The 16,918-nt window shown below is 66.1% G+C and carries 14 protein-coding genes; 3 read left to right on the top strand and 11 right to left on the bottom strand.

The window, feature by feature from the left end:
* Position 1: 1 nt before the first annotated feature.
* Positions 2 to 3,145 (bottom strand): efflux RND transporter permease subunit, encoded by a 3,144-nt coding sequence (locus tag ACCQ07_RS14155; RefSeq protein WP_218502122.1) that lies wholly within the window; start codon positions 3,143 to 3,145, stop codon positions 2 to 4.
* 16 nt (positions 3,146 to 3,161) lie between these two features.
* Positions 3,162 to 4,376: an efflux RND transporter periplasmic adaptor subunit gene (locus ACCQ07_RS14160; RefSeq protein WP_184419930.1), complete on the bottom strand. Its 1,215-nt coding sequence runs from the start codon at positions 4,374 to 4,376 to the stop codon at positions 3,162 to 3,164.
* Positions 4,377 to 4,482: 106 nt separating this feature from the next.
* Here ACCQ07_RS14160 and ACCQ07_RS14165 point away from each other — a divergent pair, with 106 nt between their 5' ends.
* Entirely contained in the window at positions 4,483 to 5,124 is a 642-nt protein-coding gene (locus tag ACCQ07_RS14165) for a TetR/AcrR family transcriptional regulator (RefSeq protein WP_071118156.1), read from the top strand.
* Positions 5,125 to 5,437: 313 nt separating this feature from the next.
* On the opposite strand, the gene ACCQ07_RS14170 is transcribed toward ACCQ07_RS14165, so the two are convergent.
* The 7 genes from ACCQ07_RS14170 to creD all read right to left on the bottom strand — a co-directional run bounded on the left by ACCQ07_RS14170 (position 5,438) and on the right by creD (position 11,946).
* On the bottom strand, positions 5,438 to 5,944 hold the full coding sequence (locus ACCQ07_RS14170; RefSeq protein WP_005912830.1) for a transcriptional repressor: 507 nt from the start codon (positions 5,942 to 5,944) through the stop codon (positions 5,438 to 5,440).
* Positions 5,945 to 5,957: 13 nt separating this feature from the next.
* Complete coding sequence (gene gltX, locus ACCQ07_RS14175; protein ID WP_031423501.1) at positions 5,958 to 7,361, bottom strand: glutamate--tRNA ligase; 1,404 nt, start codon at positions 7,359 to 7,361, stop codon at positions 5,958 to 5,960.
* Between the two features lie 67 nt (positions 7,362 to 7,428).
* The gene (locus ACCQ07_RS14180; RefSeq protein ID WP_136732766.1) at positions 7,429 to 8,520 is read right to left on the bottom strand and encodes a DUF3616 domain-containing protein; all 1,092 of its coding nucleotides are present in this window, start codon (positions 8,518 to 8,520) and stop codon (positions 7,429 to 7,431) included.
* 21 nt (positions 8,521 to 8,541) lie between these two features.
* On the bottom strand, positions 8,542 to 9,426 hold the full coding sequence (locus ACCQ07_RS14185; protein ID WP_372363401.1) for a carbon-nitrogen hydrolase family protein: 885 nt from the start codon (positions 9,424 to 9,426) through the stop codon (positions 8,542 to 8,544).
* Between the two features lie 124 nt (positions 9,427 to 9,550).
* On the bottom strand, positions 9,551 to 10,153 hold the full coding sequence (locus tag ACCQ07_RS14190; protein ID WP_029819849.1) for a GNAT family N-acetyltransferase: 603 nt from the start codon (positions 10,151 to 10,153) through the stop codon (positions 9,551 to 9,553).
* A 43-nt stretch (positions 10,154 to 10,196) separates the two neighbouring features.
* On the bottom strand, positions 10,197 to 10,619 hold the full coding sequence (locus ACCQ07_RS14195) for a hypothetical protein (protein ID WP_029819850.1): 423 nt from the start codon (positions 10,617 to 10,619) through the stop codon (positions 10,197 to 10,199).
* Positions 10,620 to 10,626: 7 nt separating this feature from the next.
* Complete coding sequence (creD, locus tag ACCQ07_RS14200; protein ID WP_136732767.1) at positions 10,627 to 11,946, bottom strand: cell envelope integrity protein CreD; 1,320 nt, start codon at positions 11,944 to 11,946, stop codon at positions 10,627 to 10,629.
* Positions 11,947 to 12,366: 420 nt separating this feature from the next.
* Here creD and ACCQ07_RS14205 point away from each other — a divergent pair, with 420 nt between their 5' ends.
* A complete protein-coding gene (locus ACCQ07_RS14205; RefSeq protein ID WP_136732768.1) occupies positions 12,367 to 13,179 on the top strand; it encodes a C1 family peptidase in 813 nt (270 codons plus the stop codon).
* A 122-nt stretch (positions 13,180 to 13,301) separates the two neighbouring features.
* Here ACCQ07_RS14205 and creC read toward each other — a convergent pair whose 3' ends face one another.
* Both creC and creB read right to left on the bottom strand, forming a co-directional pair.
* Entirely contained in the window at positions 13,302 to 14,750 is a 1,449-nt protein-coding gene (gene creC / locus ACCQ07_RS14210) for a two-component system sensor histidine kinase CreC (RefSeq protein WP_372363402.1), read from the bottom strand.
* Between the two features lie 48 nt (positions 14,751 to 14,798).
* Positions 14,799 to 15,503, bottom strand: a complete 705-nt coding sequence (creB, locus tag ACCQ07_RS14215) for a two-component system response regulator CreB (RefSeq protein ID WP_008576101.1) — start codon at positions 15,501 to 15,503, stop codon at positions 14,799 to 14,801.
* Between the two features lie 178 nt (positions 15,504 to 15,681).
* On the opposite strand from creB, the gene ACCQ07_RS14220 reads away from it, so the two are divergent.
* Entirely contained in the window at positions 15,682 to 16,590 is a 909-nt protein-coding gene (locus ACCQ07_RS14220; protein ID WP_011348069.1) for a 23S rRNA (adenine(2030)-N(6))-methyltransferase RlmJ, read from the top strand.
* Positions 16,591 to 16,918 lie beyond the last annotated feature (328 nt).

Genomic DNA, 16,918 nt, shown 5'->3' on the forward strand with positions numbered 1-16,918 from the left:
GTCAGTGTCCTGTCGGTTGCGGTGCGGGCGAGGCAGGCTGTGGACGGCGCTGGAACAGGCCGCACACCAGCACGAAGAACAGCGGCACGAAGAAGATCGCCAGCACCGTGCCGGAGAGCATGCCGCCGATCACCGCCGTGCCCAGCGCGTGCTGCGCGCCGGCGCCGGCGCCACTGGTCAACACCAGCGGCACCACGCCGAGGATGAAGGCCAGCGAGGTCATGAGGATCGGCCGCAAGCGCATGCGCGCCGCTTCCAATGCTGCAGCCACCAGGCTCTTGCCGCCCTCGTGCAATTCCCTTGCGAACTCCACGATCAAGATCGCGTTCTTCGATGCCAGGCCAATGGTGGTGAGCAAGCCCACCTGAAAGTACACATCGTTCATTTTCCAGGTCAGCATCGCTGCCAGCAGCGTGCCGAACACGCCCAGCGGTACTACCAGAATCACCGAGAACGGAATCGCCCAGCTTTCGTACAACGCGGCCAGGCACAGGAACACGATCAGGATCGAGACGCTGTACAACAGCCCGGTCTGACCGGACGAGGCTTTTTCCTGCCGCGACAACCCGGTCCACTCGAAACCGATGCCCGGAGGCAGCTTGGCGGCTGCGGCTTCGACGATCTGCATCGCCTCGCCGCTGGAAGCCGCACCCGGCAACGCCATGCCCAGGATCTCCATCGACGGCACGCTGTTGTAGCGCTCCAGACGCGGCGAGCCGGATTGCCAGCTCGCGGTGGCGAAGGCGTTGAACGGCACCATGGTGCCGGCGCTGTTGCGCACGAACCAATGGTCGATGTCCTGCGGGTTCATGCGGTAAGGCGCATCGGCCTGCAGCATCACCTTCTTGACCCGGCCCTTGTCGATGAAGTCGTTGACGTAGGTGCTGCCCCATGCGCTGGAAAAGGTATCGTTGATGTCGGAGATCGACACGCCCATCGCCTGCGCTTTATGCGGGTCGATTTCCAGCTTGAACTCCGGCGTGTCTTCCTGGCCATTCGGGCGCACCGCCACCAGGCGCTTGTCTTGCGACAGTTCGGCCAGCAATTGATTGCGCGCCTGCATCAGCGCTGCGTGACCCAGGTTGGCGCGGTCCTGCAGCATCAGATCGAAGCCGGTGGCATTGCCCAACTCCGACACTGCAGGCGGCGCGAACGCAAACACCTTGGCATCGCGGATACCGGCAAAAAATGCCCCGGCCCTGGCCGCCACGTCGGTGACGCTCTGGCCCTTGCCGGTGCGCTCGTCCCACGGCCGCAACTTGACGAAGGCAAAGCCCACGTTCTGGCCGCTACCGGCAAAACTGAAACCGGTCACGGCGAAGACACCGGCAACCGAATCCTTCTGGTCGACCAGGAAATGATGCTCCACCTGCTTGAGCACCTCGCTGGTGCGCGCGTTGGTGGCACCGGGCGGCAACTGCACCAGCACGAACAAGGTGCCCTGGTCTTCGTCCGGCAGGAATCCCACCGGCAATTTCATGAACCCGAACACCACCAAGGCCAGCAACGCCGCGTAGGCGAGCATGTAGCGCCAGCCCTTGCCAAGCATGTGCCTCACCACGCCCTGGTAGCCGGTGTTGCCGCGATCGAACAGGCGGTTGAACCAACCGAAGAACCCGGTAGTCGCCAGGCCGTGGCCCTTGTGCACCGGCTTGAGCAAGGTGGCGCACAAGGCCGGGGTCAGGATCATCGCCACCAGCACCGACAAGGTCATCGCCGAGACGATCGTGATCGAGAACTGCCGGTAGATCACGCCGGTGGATCCGCTGAAAAACGCCATCGGGACGAACACCGCCGCCAGCACCAGCGCCACGCCGATCAACGCGCCGGAAATCTGGTCCATCGATTTCCGCGTGGCGTCCTTGGGCGACAACTGCTCCTCGCTCATCACGCGTTCGACGTTTTCCACCACCACGATGGCATCGTCCACCAGCAAACCGATCGCCAGCACCATCGCGAACATGGTCAGGGTATTGATGGTGAAACCGAACGCCGCAAGCACACCGAAGGTGCCCAGCAGCACCACCGGCACCGCAATGGTCGGGATCAGGGTGGCGCGGAAGTTCTGCAGGAACAGGTACATCACCAGGAACACCAGCACCACCGCTTCCACCAGCGTGTGCACCACCTGTTCGATGGAGATGCGCACGAACGGCGTGGTGTCGTACGGCTTTTGCACCTTCATGCCGGGCGGGAAGAACTTTTCCTGCTCTTCCAGGCTCTTGTCGATCGCGCGCACCGTGTCCAGCGCATTGGCGCCGGTCGCCAGCTTGATCGCCAGACCGGCCGCCGGCTTGCCGTTGTAGCGGCCCACCGTGTTGTAGCTTTCGCTGCCCAGCTCGATGCGCGCCACATCGCCCAAGCGCACCTGCGAGCCATCGGACTGCGTGCGCAGCAGGATGTTTTCGAATTGCTCGGCGGTCTTCAGCCGGGTCTGTGCAGTGATGGTGGCGTTGAGCTGCTGGTTGGCCACCGCCGGCAACGCGCCCAACTGGCCGGCGGAAATCTGCGCGTTCTGCGCCTGGATCGCGTTGCGCACATCCACGGGCGTGAGGCTGAAATTGCTCAGCTTGTTGGGGTCCATCCACACCCGCATCGCGTACTGCGAACCGAACAAGGTGGTGTCGCCCACGCCTTCGACGCGGCTGATGGTTTCCTGCACGTTGGCAGCCACGTAATCGGACAGGTCCGAATCGCTCATGCTGCCGTCTTCGGACGTAAAGGCCAGCACGTTGAGGAAGTTGGTGGCCGACTTGGTCACCGTCACGCCCTGCTGCTGCACTTCCTGCGGCAACAACGGCGTGGCCAGCGACAACTTGTTCTGCACCTGCACCTGCGCGGTGTCCGGATCGGTGCCGTTTTCGAAGGTCAGGGTGATGGTCACCGCCCCGCTGGATTCGCTGGTAGACGCCATGTAGCTGAGGTGGTCCAGCCCCTTCATCTTCTGCTCGATGACCTGGGTGACGGTGTCTTCCAGCGTCTGCGCCGAGGCGCCCGGGTAGTTGGCGGTGATGGCGACTGCCGGCGGTGCGATGCTGGGGTATTGCGCGATCGGCAAGGTGGCGATGGACAGGATGCCGGCCAGCATCACGATGATGGCCAACACCCAGGCGAAGATCGGACGATCGATGAAGAAACGTGCCATGACGTGTGATCCCGCCTTAGTTGGCCGCACGCGGTGCGGTCGGGGCGGCAGGACCGGCAGCATTGCCGGCGGCGGGTGTGGCCTTGGGCTGCCACGGCACGGTCTTGACCACGATGCCATCGCGTGCGCGCGATGCGCCTTCGACGACCACCTGTTCGCCGGGCTTCAGGCCGCTGCGCACCAGCCACTGGTCGCCCACCGCGCGATCGGTCTCCAGCACCCGCAACTGCAGCTTGTGGTCGGCGCCGACGACAAAGGCCGTGGGTTTGCCCGCGCCGTTGCGCGAGACCGCCTGTTGCGGCACCAGCATGCCCTGCTCCTTGACGCCTTCCTGCAGCACCGCGCGCACGTACATGCCTGGCAACAGCTCGGCGTTCGGGTTGGGGAAGACCGCGCGCAGGGTGATCGAGCCGGTGTTCTGGTCGACGGTCACGTCGGAGAACGCCAGGTGCCCCTGCAGCGGGTAGGTGCTGCCGTCTTCCAGCAACAGCGATACCTTGGCCGCACCGTCGCCGGCCTGTTCCAGATCGCCGCGCGCCATCGCCTGCCGCAGGCGCAACACCGCACTGCTGGGCTGGGTGACGTCGATGTAGATCGGGTCCAGCTGCTGGATGGTGGTCAGCGCCGTGGCCTGGTTGGCGGTCACCAGGGCACCCGGGGTCACGCTGGAGCGGCCGATGCGTCCGGAGATGGGTGCGTCGAGCCGCGCAAACGCCAGGTTGATGCGCGCGGTTTCCACGCTCGCCTTGCCGGCTGCCACGTCGGCCTTGGCCTGGCCTAGCGCGGCATCGGTGTCGTCGCCTTCCTGCTGGCTGATCGCCTTGATCTGCGCCAGTTCCTTGTAGCGCTCGGCCTTGAGCTGCGCGGTGCGCAGGGTCGCCTCGGCCTTGGCCAGGGACGCCTGCGCGCTGGCATAGCTGGCGCGGTACTGGGCCGGATCGATCTGGTACAGGGTCTGGCCAGCCTTGACGTCGCCGCCTTCGGTGAACTGGCGCGACTGGATGATGCCGCCCACCTGCGGGCGAATTTCGGAGATCAGGTACGGAACGGTGCGCCCCGGCAATTCGGTGGTGAGCGTCACCGGTTGCTGCTTGACGGTCAGCACGCCCATTTCCGGAGTGCCTTCCTGCGGCGGCGGGCCTCCCGGTGGGCTGCCGCAGGCACTGAGCAGGGCGGTGGCGGCAACGGCAACAGCAAGCAACGACAGGCGAAACGAGGCATGAGCACGCACGGGCAGTCTCCGCAGGAGGTGTGATGATTAAATCTAAACGGTACGGTTCGGTATCCTAATAAGCACATCCGTGGCCGTCAAGCATTTCTGCCCAGTCGGTATACTTATGAATTATTGGGAGAACTTGATGCGGGTCAGAACCGAAGAAAAGCGCGAGGCCATCGTCCAGGCAGCCAGCGAGGTCTTCCTCGAGCTGGGCTTCGAGGGCGCGTCGATGTCGCAGATCGCCGCCCGCGTAGGCGGCTCCAAGCGCACGCTGTATGGCTACTTTCCGTCAAAGGAAGAGCTGTTCGTGGCCGTTGCCAAGGACATGTCCGACCGCTATTTCGACCCTTTGCTGCATGCGCTTTCGCAAAGCAGCGGCCCGGTCGATGAGGCTCTGCAGCGCTTCGGCGAGGATGTGCTGACCTTCCTGTGCGCCCCGCCCAACATCACCAGCTGGCAGACCATCATCGGGGTATCCGGCAGATCGGCGGTCGGCGCACTATATTTCAGCGCCGGGCAGCAGGAAGGCATACAGCGCTTCGCCGAATACCTGCAGGCACAGGTGGATTGCGGCCTGCTCCATTGCCAAGACACCCTGCTTGCCGCCCACCAGTACGCGGCCTTGCTGGAATCGGAAACCTTGATGCCCTGCCTGTTTGGCGCACTCAAAGACCCCACGCCCGAGTTTCTGCGCGACGCGACGCGACGTGCGGTGCAGACGTTTCTGGCCGCGTATGGCGGCAAGGCAGGCAAGGCGGCGTGACGCCCTTTGCGACTTCACTGCATTGCACTGCGCGACGAGGCGCAGTGCGCGCGTACGGACGCCAGGCCTGCAATCCACTCAGGCGTCTAACTGCCTTGCCGCGCCGCTGGCTTGAGCGCAGCAGCATCATCACCGCATGACGCAACCGGGCAGCGAGGCTGCGCTGTACGGCCGGCACAGGAATGCTGCTGCAGCGATTGAACGGTGTTGCGCTTGCGCTTGAACACGTTGCCATCGCACGCATGTTGCCGCCCGGGCATTGCGCCACCAGCACCTTGGAACAGGCCGCGTCGAGGCACGACCTAGCGGCTGGTTACTCCGCCACTGCGCATTTCGCGCACAGGCCATGCACTTCCAGCGTCTGTGCCTGCGGCTGGAAGCCCAGCGCCTTGGCGCGGGCTTCCAGTTGCGACACCACGTCGCGATCTTCCAGCTCCACCGCGCTGTGGCAGCGGTCGCAGATCAGGAACGGCACCGAATGCTGGGCGCTGTTGGGGTGGTGGCAGGCGACGAACGCATTGACCGATTCGAGCTTGTGCACGAAGCCGTTGGCCATCAGGAAATCCAGCGCGCGGTACACCGTGGGCGGGGCGTCGGCGCCGACGCCCTTGCCTTCGCGCACCCAGTCCAGCAGTTCATAGGCCTTGACCGGCTTGCCGGCGTCGGCGATCAGCCGCAGCACGTTCGCGCGGATCGGCGTCAGCCGCAGGCCGCGTTCGCTGCAGGCACGCTCCACCGCGCGCACGAAACCGTTGGCATCGTCGACGTGGTGATGCGGTGCAGTGCAGGCGAGATCTGGTGCGTGGGTGTGCTTGGTCATACAGGCTCCGGCGTCAGGCCGCTCCAATCTTGATGAGTGCCGCATCGATGCGTTTCAAGGCACCCTCGCGTCCGGCCAGGTACACCGTTTGCGAAATATCCGGGCTGACCTGGGTGCCGGTGATGGCCACGCGCAGCGGCTGGGCGATCTTGCCCATGCCCAGTTCCAGCGCGGCAGCAGCGTCGTGTAGCGCAGCCGAGACGTTTTCGACGCTCCACGCATCCACGGCAGCCAGCAGCTCGCGCGCCTTGCCCAGCGGCACCTCGGCGCCAAGCTTGAGGTGTTTCATCACCGCCGCTTCGTCATAGGTTTCCAGCGGCTGGTACCAGACCACGGCTTTTTCGGCCATTTCCTTCAAGGTCTGCACGCGCTCGCGCAAGGCCACCACCACATCGGCGGCGGCCGGGCCGGCGGCGATGTCCACACCGAGCTTGGCAAGCTGGTATTCCAACTGCGGGGCGATGCTGGCCGGGTCGTCGGTCTTCAGATAGTGCTGATTGACCCAGCCGAGCTTGGCCATGTCCAGGCGCGCGGCCTTGGAATTGACGTCCTTGACGTCGAACAGGTCCAGCAATTCCTGCCGGGTGAACAGCTCCTGGTCGCCATGCGACCAGCCCAGGCGCGCCAGGTAATTGATCAGCGCATGCGGCAGATAGCCGGCGTCCTTGTACTGCATGACGTCGGCCGCGCCGGTGCGCTTGGACAGCTTGGCGCCCTGCTCGTCCAGGATCATCGGCATGTGCGCGAACCTGGGCACCGGTGCGCCCAGTGCTTCGTAGATATTGATCTGGCGCGGGGTGTTGTTGATGTGGTCGTCGCCGCGGATCACCTCGGTGATGCCCATGTCCCAGTCGTCCACCACCACCGCGAAGTTGTAGGTGGGGAAGCCGTCCGGGCGGAAGATCACCATGTCGTCGAGCTCGCTGTTGGCGATCTCGATGCGCCCCTTGATCAGGTCCTCGAACACCACCGTGCCGCCGACGGGATTCTTGAAGCGGATGACCCGGTTGGGGTCGTCGCGATACGGCAGGTTCTGCTCGCGGGCAGCGCCGTTGTAACGCGGCTTTTCCTGCTTGGCCATGGCGGCCTCGCGCATGGCGTCGAGTTCTTCGCGGGTTTCGTAGGCGTAATACGCCTTGCCCTGCGCGAGCAGCTGCTCGGCAACCTCCTGGTAGCGCGCGATGCGCTGGGTCTGGTAGATCGGGCCTTCGTCGTAGCCCAGGCCCAGCCAGTCCATCGCTTCCAGGATGGCGTCGATGGCCGCCTGGGTGCTGCGCTCGCGGTCGGTGTCTTCGATGCGCAGCACGAACTGCCCGCCGCGGTGGCGCGCCTCCAGCCAGCAATACAGGGCGGTGCGGGCGCCGCCGATGTGCAGGTAACCGGTGGGGCTGGGGGCGAAACGGGTGCGGCAGGTCATGGAGCGCTCGGCGGACGGGAGTCGGCCGATTTTACCTTGCGCGGCGTGGCCCTGCCCGGCCCGTGGCTCAGCGGTTGCGCAGCAGGTCGCCGTACACCACGCAATCGCCGCCGCTGCGTGCCGTGCCCGGGGCGTCGTACAGCACCAGCCAGGTGGGAATCTTGCCGGCCAGGTGCCTGGGCAGGTTGCAGATGGCCTCGGCGCGGTCGCAGTCCTTGCCATGCGGCAGCACTGCCGATTCCAGCAGGTCGTGCTGGAAGCGCACCGGTGCGCGGTTGGCGGCCAGCACGGTGCGCGCATCCGGCCATTTGAACAGGCGAATCTCGCCATTCAGCACCATTGTCGGCCCGGCGAGCAGGTACAGATCGTCGCCGGAATAATGCAGGTCGCGAATGCCCAGCCCGCCCAGTTGCAGGAAGTGCTTGCGCAGCAGGGTGCCGTCTTCGTCCAGCGGTGCCAGGCGCAGATGGTCGCCATGCGCTTCCACCTGGATCTCCAGCATTGCCGACCAGCCACGCAGCACCGGACCGCGCAGGCCCAGCAGCAAGCGCTGGCCATCGACCACGATGCCCTCGATATCGAAGCCGTTGTCCTTGCCGGGAATCTTCAGGAACGGGCCGAAATGCGGGTCGTCGGCAAGCAGGTCGGTAAGTTGGTTGTGCTTGGCATCGCCCTTGAGGCGAAGTGCGCGGCGGCCGTCGGCGGCTTCGCGTACCAGCTGCGGGCTGCCGTCTTGCGCCTGCTCGATCGGCAGGCAGGCAAGCAAGCGGCGGTTGCCATCGAGCTTCAACTTGGTCAGGCGCTTGGCGTTTTCGGCGTCGTCGCGGCCGCGCTTGGCGTTCTTGCGCTTGCTGCCGTGCGAACCGACGACCCACAAGAATCCGTCCGACAGGCCCATGCCTTCCAGGTCGGCTTCCTCGCCGTCTTCGCCCGGCAGATCCAGCAGGTCCGCCAACGGAAAGCTCTGCCCTTCGCCGAAGCGCAGCGTCTCGCGCTGTACCGGATCGAGCTTGCGCAGCCGATCCACCGCGCAGGCTTCATCGCCGGCCACCCACAGCCAGTCGTCGGTGAAGGCGGCGCCGGACAGATTACTGTGCACCAGTGCACCGGGCGCGAATTCGAGCCGGACGCTATGCGGAATCAGGGTTTTCTTGGCCATTGGGAACCTGTGGGTGATGAATCAACCGAACGCGGCCAGCTTGGCACGCACCACATCGGCCGCCAACTGCCCCGGCCAATCGCGGTCGTTGGCCACCTGCGCCTGCGCGCGGCTGGCCTCGAACGCCGCAAAGTCCAACTCGGCCAGTGCCCACACCGTCTCGCCCTGGGTCTGCGCCAGCACGCCGTCGGCGGGGAAGCCGACATTCATCGGCGCAAACACCGCCGCCTCGCCGGTATTGATGTCCAACGCCGGGCTCCACGGCGCTTGGCCTGCAGTCACCGATTGCGCGACGAACACGCGGTTTTCCAGCGCGCGCGCCAGGCAGCCGATGCGCACGCGCATGGCGCCGGCGGCGGTGTCGGTGCAGCTGGGCACGATCAACAACCGTGCACCGGCCTCGTATTGCGCACGCACCGGCAGCGGAAACTCGCTGTCGTAGCAGATCGCGATCGCGGCGCGAATGCCGTCCAGTTCGAACACCTTCAGTTCCTCGCCCGGCTCGATCAGCCCGGTGGCCTTTTCGAAACCGGTGAGCTGCAACTTGTCCTGCCAGCCGTGCAGACCCTCCGGGGTGAACCAGTCGCTGCGATTGCGGTAGCGGCCCTGCCCCAGATCCAGCAGAAAACTGCCGGCAATCAGGTGCAGCCGATGTTCCCGCGCCAGGCCGGCAAACAGTTCCAGCCACGGCGCGCGCAGCGCCTGGATGGCCGCCAGCGATTCGGGCAGGCCGGCAGAAATCTGCGTGTCGAACGTTGCGCCCAGTTCCAGCGACAGATATTCGGGCAGCACCACCACCCGCGCACCGGCAGCGGCGGCTTCGGCGATCAGGGCCGACTGGCGCGCCGCAAACGCGGCGAAGTCGACTGGCTTGCCGATGGGGTATTTGGCAACGGCAATTTTCATCTGGTGGCCTTTGGGGTGTTGGATCGAAGCGGCGAAGCAATCAGACCAGCTCGCCAACGCATTGTGCAGCGATTTTGCAGACCGTTCGTGATGCTTGTCGGTGGCTGTAGGGCGCTGGCCGCACTCACTGCGACAACGCACGTGTCCACACAACCAAGCTGTGGTCGATCTCGCCATGTTGCAACTCCGCCCACTGCAGGTGCACGCGCATGCCCGGCTGCGGGGCGTAGCCACGTTTGCGCCAGAACGCATCGTTGGGACGGTAGTCGGCTGGTTGGCGCGGGTCGTCGGGCGCGCGTTCCACCGAACAGAACGCGGTCGATGCAAAGCGGCCCAACGCGCGTGCATGCGCTTCGCGCCGGTCGAAAAATGCATGACCGATACCCTGCCCGCGATACGCCGGCAGCAGCACCGATTCGCCGAAATAGAACACGCCGGCCGGATCGATGCCTGCCGCACGGAACGGTGCGTGGAACGCGTCGCTGTCATCGAGCAGCGGCAAACCGGTCGATGCACCGATCACCGCATCGCCATCGCGCGCCAGCACGAAGACGCTGTCCGGCGATGCCGCATAGGCCGCCAGATAGTCGCGCTCGTACGCGGCATCGCCTTGGTACAGATACGGCCATGCGCCGAACACGCTGATGCGCAGCTGCGCCACTGCATCCAGATGCGGCAGCACCTGCGTGCCGCGCACCGTTTCCACCATTAACGAGGAGCCAGCCATGCCGCCATGGTAAGCCAGCAAGGCGTGGCTGCAATGCGATGCTTCAACGCAGCCAATGACCATGGTTCGAACCGCAGGTCTGCGGTTGTTGCCACAGCAACCACACCGCCGCTTCGTCGGTGGCCAGCAGTACCCCGAGCAGCGCATCGGTGCTGCGTGCCCAGTAGCTGCCATTGCTCAGCCGTTGCCACGGCCCATAGCTGGGTGCCCGGGCGTGGCCGGTGCGGGTGTGCTGCTGCGCTGCCGCCTGCAGGAACGCATGCCCGCCGCTGCGCAGTTGCTGCGCGGTGCGTGCGTGCAGCTGCAGGCCCACCACCCCGCGGCGCCTGTCGCGGTTCAGCGGCAAGGCCGACAGCGCCGAGCTCTCCCAAGCGTGCGGCAGCGCTGCGGGAAGCAGCGCCACCGTGTCGATACCGGCGGGCAGCAAACGCTGCGCGCGCCGGTGCAAGTGTGCCTGCGTCAGCATGCCGGGCTCAGCGCAGGCTATTGCCAAGCTCGTACCAATCGAGCTTGCGGGTGACCCACATGATGCTGGCCAGGATGCCGAACAGCAGCAACGATCCCATCAGCAGCGCGTTGTCCTCGGAGATCAACAGGCTGTAAAGCACCGCGTACAAGGCGGTGAGCATCACCGAGAAGCCAGCCGCACGGACCCAACTGCGCAACACGCCGGACAGATAGAAGAACTGCAGGCCGATACACGCCGCCGCCGACACCAGATAGGCCTGCCAGAACGCGATGTGTTCGGAAAGGCTGAGCAACAGCAGGAAGAAGATCGCCAGCGCCAGGCCCACCAGCAGGTACTGCAACGGATGGATGGGCAGGCGCTTGATCAGCTCGAACAGCACGAAGGCCACGAAGGTCAGCACCACGAACAAGATGCCGTACTTGCTGGCGCGGTCGGCCTGGGTATACACGTCCACCGGGTCGACCAGGCGCACTTCCAGCGTATCCAGCGCCGCATGGCTGGACTGCAACTGGGTCTGCGCACCGGTGGCCAGCGACGACAGCGACCAGCTCGCATCGAAGCCCTTCGGCCCGATGCTCGGCACATTCGGCAGGAAGCGGCCGCCGAAGGACGGGTGCTGCCAGTCCGAGCGCAGGGCGATGTCGTTGTTGTCGGCGATCGGCGCGATGGCCAGCCGGCGCGTGCCGTCCAGCACGAACTGCATGTCCACCACGTTGCCGTCCTGCAGCCGGCCGGCGAGCGGGTCGGCCAGCGGACCCAGTTGGGCGTGGATGCCGGCCGAACGGTCGGCCAGTGCGCCTGCGCCGCTCTCCAGCGCCAGCGCGCGGCCATCGACCTGCAAGCGCGGCGTGCCGACCAAGCCGCGCACGTCGGAAATACCGATTGCCAGATACGGCTGGCCATACACACGGGTCGGCGCAGCCGCGTAGTCGAAGGGGTCGTACTCGGCATGCAAGGTGGCCTTCCAGGAATACACCTGCACGCGGTACAAGCCCACCTCGCGCACCGAGGGCACCATTTCGCCGCTGAGTTTCAGGCGACTCGGCGTCTGCAGCAGCGTACCTTCGCGCTTGCGCCAGACCTTGCGCTGGTTGCCCTGCTCGTCCGGCTCGGTGACCTGCACGTCTTCGGTATACGGCAGCACCCGCACCGGCGCGATGAACTGCTGCTCGCCGGCCTTGCTCTGCGCTACCCGCTCCACCGCCTCGTCGCGGTAGCGCGCGCGGTCCTGCACCGCGCCACGGATCAGGAGCAGCGGAATCAACAACAGCAGGATCAGCCCGCCGATGGTGGCGAACCGCAACAACAGTTTCAGGGATTTCATCGGCCATCCTCATCTTGGGAGGTGGCCAGGGTGCGCTGCGCCGGTGTCGGCGGTTTGAGGCGAATTTGAAGCGAATGTGAAGTGGGCAACCCGGACATCCGGCGACCGGCACTGTGACGCATTGACGAAATACGGCTTTCAACGCTCCAAAGTGCCACCCGTTCCCAAGACGGGCTTCCGTTTGATCGGCAGCACTTCGCCTGGCCGCCGCACGCAGCGACTTCACGCGTAACGATGCACGGGCAGGTGCGCAGCCCCGAATCCCTCCTTTCATCTGATCGCAGCTTCCAGTTCGCCGCGCTTCGATGAGGTCTCGAGCCGCACGCATTGCATCAGCGCTGCCGTGGCCGCACGCCCACTCGGCAGTGATTTGGCAACTGCGCACGACTGCATTCCTCTCTTAACCTGGAGCTGCCTTCCATGAACTCGCATCGTTCGCTCGCCCTTTGCCTGCTCGCCGCCCTGAGCCTGACCGCCGCCACCGCGCAGGCGGCAGTGCACGGCATGGGCCTGAAGCCTTCATCGTTGATGCAGCCGGTCACCCCGCTGTTCGGTACCGCGAGCGTGAGCACACCGCTGCCTGCCAGTGTCGACCTGACTGCATGGGCGATCACGCCGGGCGACCAGGGCCAGGTCGATGCCTGCGTATCATGGGCGACCGCTCACACCCTGACCGGTTGGTATGCCAACGCCAACAGACAGGCCCAGACGCGCTTTGCCCCGATGTACCTGTACAGCCAGGTCAACGGCGGCGTGGATGAAGGCTCTACCCTGGAAGCGCCGCTGCAGATCGCGCTTGCGCAGGGCATCGACACCGAGCAGCACTATTCGTGGGGCAACTACGATTGGAAACACCAACCCACTGCCTCCGACAGGGCCAACGCTGCCAGGAACCCGACGCCGTATCGCCATTACACCGTGCTGTATTCGGGCAGGGGGAATGGGGGAAGCGCCCTGATCCAACAGATCAAGCTCGCCCTTGCCTCTTCCACGCCGGTGGCGATCGGCTTCTATGTGCGCCAGGGCTTTGAAGACCTGACAGCCCAAAATCAGGTCGATTACGACACCACGACGCCGATCCTGGGCGGGCATGCGGTCATCGCGCTGGGCTACGACAGCGAAGGACTGATCGTGGAAAACAGCTGGGGCACCGCATGGGGCAACAAGGGCTTCGGCAAACTGTCCTGGTCGGTGGTCGCCAAGGATGTGATCGGCGCCGACGTGGTGTACTAGCACGGCGCGGCCACGCGCCGTGCGCTGAGTGATGCAGGCGCGGCATGTGCCCTGGCGCATGCCGCCGCCTTGAACGCAGCTGCCACCGGCGCCAGCCAGCCGCGACAACGGCCTGCAGCGACTCAGCCAATCGGCAGGCGCAACACCGCACGCGCACCGCCACCATCGCGGTTGCCCAGCATCACGTCCCCGCCATGCAGGCGCGCAACCTCGCGCACGAACGGCAAGCCGAGACCGGAGCTGCGCTGGCCGGTCTGCGGGCGTGCCAGCGAATAGAACCGCTCGAAGACGCGCTCGAGCGCGTAATCCGGCACGCCACTGCCGCGGTCTTCAACCAGCAACTCCCAGTGTCCGTCGCGCAGCCGCGCCTGCAGGCGCACATGGCTGTCTTGCGTCGAAAACGCGATGGCGTTTTCGAGCAGATTGATCAGTGCCTGCCTGAGCAGAAACCCATCGCCCAGTACGTGGTGATCGCCTGGCGCGCCAGCCCCTGCGTCCACCTCCACGGTGATGCCCGCCGCCGCTGCACGCAGCGCCACCGCGTCCGCCGCAGCCTGCAGCAGCCCATCAATACCGATGGGCTCGCGCTTCTGCAGCCAGCCGTGCTGCTCCACCTCGGCCAGTGCCAGCAGCTTGTCGATGGCTTCGGTGAGCCGGTGTTCCTGCGCGCGGATGGTGGCAACGAAGTGCTGGCGGTCGGCCTCCGGCAGTGGCTCGGTCAACAACTCCGAGGCACCGCGAATGGCCGCCAGCGGGCTTTTCATCTCGTGCGTCAGCGACTGCACGTACTGCTCCACGTAGGCCTTGCCTTCCAGCTTGCGACGCATGCTTTCCAGCGCCTGGCCCAGATCGCCGATTTCATCGCCACGCGGTTTGGGCGGCGGTACCGGGATGCCGGCGCTCACCGCCTGCGCATAGCGATTGAGCCGGCCGATGCCACGCATCAACCACCAGGTCATCAAGATGCCGATCAACGCGGAAATGCCGATCAACCAGGCGCCGCGCTGCAGGATGTTGCGCTGGCTGGCTTCGATAAACGGGTCGATGCTGCGATTGGGCTGCGCCAGGGTCAGCACGCCGATCAGTTTGCCGGGGTCGTCCGGTGCGTAGATCGGCGCGGCCACATGCATCACCGTGGCGGCAGGGTCGCCATCGATGTCCGGGCTGGAACGCGCGCCATATTCGCCGCGCAGCGTGCGGTAGACATCGTTCCAGCGCGAATTGTCGCGGCCCACGTCGCGGCCCAGCGAATCGAACACCACCACGCCGCGCGCATCGGTGACGGTCACGCGGTAATCCACCGTGTTCTTGCGAAAGCGCCATACCCACGCCTTGGGGTCGCGCTGCTGGGCCCTGGCCACGTTGCGCGCGAAGCGGCCATCGGCAAGCGTGCCGGCAGCCAACTCGCCACTGGCCATTTCCGCCAGCACATTGGCCGCATCCACCAGCGTGGATTCCATCGCCTGGCGCACCCCTGGCTTGACCTCGTTGACGAACACGCGCATCACGAAGAACGCGGCCAGGCCCACGATCAGGAAGAAGCCCAGGAACAGCTTGAGACCAAGCCGCATGTCAGCCCGCGGCCTCGCTCAGTTCACCACATGCGTGCCGGCGCATGCCTATACCTCCAGCGCGTAGCCAAGGCCACGGTGGGTGCGGATCGGGTCGGCCGGCACGCCGGCCAGGCGCAGCTTGCCGCGCAGCGTCTTGATATGGGTGTCGACGGTGCGGTCGGCACTGTCGGCGCTGGCGTCCCAACCGCGGTCCATCAGCTGCGCACGGCTCAGGATCGCACCGGGGCGCTGCAGCAATGCTGCCAGCAGCGCGTATTCGTAGCGTGTCAGCGGCAGCAGGGTCTCGCCATAGCGGATGCGGCTGCCCTCGCGGTCGATCGCAAACGCACCGTGCGGCTGCCAGCCCGATTCGGCCGGCGCGCCGGCATGGCGTCGGCGCAGGCGCGCACGCACGCGCGCCACCAGCTCGCGCGGCGAGAACGGCTTGGCCATGTAATCGTCGGCGCCCAGCTCCAGGCCGAGCACGCGGTCGATCTCGTCGTTGCGCGCGGTCAGGAAGATCACCGGCACCTGGCTGAAACTGCGCAACGTGCGGCACACCTCGAACCCGTTGATGTCCGGCAGGCCCACATCGAGGACCACCACATCGGCCGGATCGGCGCGCAGACGCGTCAGCGCATCGCGGCCCAGCAGGCAATGCTCAGGCGCATAGCCCTCGCTGCGTAGTGCGTAGAGCACGGTATCGGCAATGGCGGCTTCGTCTTCGACGACGAGCACGCGGGCGGCAGACTCTGACATGCCGCGCAGCATACCGGCATGCGGGCACGGCCTACAGGTCGAGGTGGTCCACGCATGGCGTGGCACGACGGGTGCACACGCCGCATTGCTCGCGGCATCGCGCAGCCTCTGGATGTCGCCACCGTGCGCTTGCGCTGGGCCGCCCGCAATGGGCGGCAACAAATCGCGCCGCAGCCTCTACACTGCCGCGATGAACTATCGCCACGCCTTCCATGCCGGCAACCATGCCGACGTGCTCAAGCACATCGCCCTGCTTGCCCTGATCGACACCCTCAAGCGCAAGGACACCCCGTTCTTCGTGCTCGACACGCACGCCGGGCGCGGCCGCTACCAACTCGGGGGCGAAGAGAGCCGCAAGACCAACGAGGCCGATGCCGGCGTGATGCGGCTGATGGCAGAGGCCAGCTTGCCCGAGGTGGTCGAGCGCTATCTGCGCGCGGTACAGGCCGACAACCAAGCCGTCGCTCGCCCCGCCACGCCCGGCCAGAAGCCCACCCGCCCGACCGCCGGCATCCAGCTCAACTACTACCCCGGCTCGCCGCTGCTGGCTGCGCAAGCACTGCGCGAGCAGGACCGCATGGCATGTTGCGAACTGCAGCCCGACGAAGCCGAGGCGCTCAAGGCCCTGTTCGCCAGGGACAGCCGGGTACGCGTGCACGCCGGCGACGGCTACGCGGCCATCCGCGCCTTCCTGCCGCCACGGGCTGGCGAAACCAAGATCGGCCGTGGGCTGGTGTTGATCGACCCGCCCTACGAATCGCAGGACGCCGAATACCCGCAGATCATCCATAGCGTGCGCGAAGCGTTGGCGCGCTGGCCGCAGGCGATCTGCATGGTGTGGTACCCGATCAAGCTGCGCCGCAGCCTGCAGCCGTTCATGCGCAAGGCCGCCGCGTTGCCGGCCAAGTCGGTGCTGGTCGCCGAGCTGCAGGTGCGCCCGGACGACTCGCCGCTGCGCCTGACCGGCAGCGGGCTGCTGATCGTCAACGCGCCCTGGCAGTTCGACCAGATGCTGGCGCCGGCGTTGCCAGTGCTCAAGCAGCATCTGGGCGAGCCCGGCGCCTCGACCCGGCTGGAGTGGCTGCGCCAGGACGGCTGAGCCGGCAGGCGCGTTTGCCTACCATCACGGTGGGTAGCCCGGCGGCGTCGTTGCACCGCTGCAATGGCCCGCGCCACGCGCACCGCATCGGCAACGCGGCAGGTGCCGCGAGCACCTCCAGCGCAGCGTAAACAAACGGGCGCTGCGCCGGATGCCCATGTCCCAGCAAGGCCGGGCCAGGCGACGAATGCCTTCCGGCGGCCCCGCGGCGTCCACTCGGCTGCCACAGTGCGCGCCCCATCACGCTCACGACCGGCTCACGGCTCCGCTCGTTACAGTTGTGTGAGAAGCACTGCCACCTCCTGTCGGCCCCCGGCGGCACACCGGA

It is taken from the genome of Xanthomonas sp. NCPPB 3583 (genome assembly GCF_041475715.2).
In the GTDB taxonomy this organism is placed as follows: domain Bacteria; phylum Pseudomonadota; class Gammaproteobacteria; order Xanthomonadales; family Xanthomonadaceae; genus Xanthomonas; species Xanthomonas euvesicatoria.